Genomic DNA, 1,509 nt, shown 5'->3' with positions numbered 1-1,509 from the left:
AACACGACCACGCAAAGCTACGAGTCCAACACTACGAACAACACCGACACCAAGTCCACGGTGGGCAATACGCCAGCTAGCCTGGCTACCACCAATGTGCTGACCTTGGTCAATGGCAGCCCCGTGCCCGCTGGCTACCTGGCCAAGCCTGGTGATGTGCTGACCTATACCGTCAGCGTCACCAACAGTGGTGGCACGGCAGGTAGCACCGATGTGGGCCAGACCGTGCCAGCAGGTACCACTTACACCGGCTCGGGTGAGGGTTGGAGTGCAGGTTGTGCTGCGGCGTCCAGCACCTGTAGCCAGACGGTGGCAGTGAGTGCGAACCAAACCAGCACCGTGCAGTACACGATCACCGTTGCTAGCCCAGGCAGCACCGCGACCATCGTGGACACCGTCACCAGTTCGGTGGGCACCTGCACGACTTGCCAAGTCACCACCGACACGCAGCATGCAGACATGCAGGCCACCGTGACGGTGACGCCAGGCACGACCAGCACGACCGGCGTTGAGCTGACCTATACCGCCGTTTGCAAAAACAACGGCCCACAAAGCGCTATCAACGCAACTTGCGTGGTGACCGCACCAGCTGGTGCATCGGCAGCAATCTGCACACCAACCAGCCCAGCGGCGAGCTTGGCTTCGGGTGAGAGCATCACCTGCGTTACCAAGCTCACGCCAAGCACGGCTGGTGACTATGCCGTGAGCGTGGCTACCAGCAATGACTTGTACGACGCAGCGCCAAGCAACAACACTGCCAACACCACCGTCAAGGTCAATACGCCAGCGGCGCTGAACATCACCAAGACCTTGGCGCAAGTCAATAGCGCTGCTGTGCCAGCCAACTATGCAGCCCAGATTGGCGACAAGCTGACCTACGCAATGGTTGTGACCAACACGGGTGGTACATCCGGCACCACGGTGCTGACCGAGACCGTGCCAGAGGGCACCCGCTTTGTAGGCGGCCTCACTCCTAACGAGAGCCAGGGTTGGAGCCAAGCACCGGTCTGCGAAGCAGCAGGAAGCACCTGCGAGCAAAGCGTGACGGTGCCAGCGCAAAGTGCCGAAGGTGTGGCCGGTGAGCGGACCGTAGAGTTCACGGTGGAAGTGCTTGCCCCAGCGACCAGCAACGGCAAGATTACCAATACCGTGAGCAGCGACATTGCTGCAGCTTGTGCCTCTGGTACTTGCTCGGTTGAAACTGCCAACGCCGTCGCCGACATGCAAGCGCAGATCACCAACATCCCAGCTTCGGCTGTGGTGGTCGGCCAAAGCGTGAGCATCACCGGTACCTGTACCAATAACGGCCCGGCCAATGCGGTCAACGCCAGCTGTGCCATGGTGATCAGTAATGGTGCTTCCACTATCAACGCCACTTGCGATGCAGCCAAGACCTTGGCAGTGAGTGAGACGCTGAGCTGCTCGGTGACTTTCACCGCTGCCCAAGGCGACATCAGTGCGACCATCAATGCAGCAACGCAGAGCTACGAGTCCAACACTGCGAACAAC

The 1,509-nt window shown here is 60.2% G+C and carries 1 pseudogene; it reads left to right on the top strand.

Annotated features, from left to right (window positions below):
• Window positions 1-1,509, top strand: a pseudogene (locus H928_RS0100540) (DUF11 domain-containing protein); the annotation flags it as partial.

This window comes from Comamonas sp. B-9 (assembly GCF_000410635.1).
GTDB lineage: Bacteria > Pseudomonadota > Gammaproteobacteria > Burkholderiales > Burkholderiaceae_C > Comamonas.
Note: the sequence above shows the minus strand (reverse complement) of the source record. Positions and strands in the feature narration are given on the sequence as shown.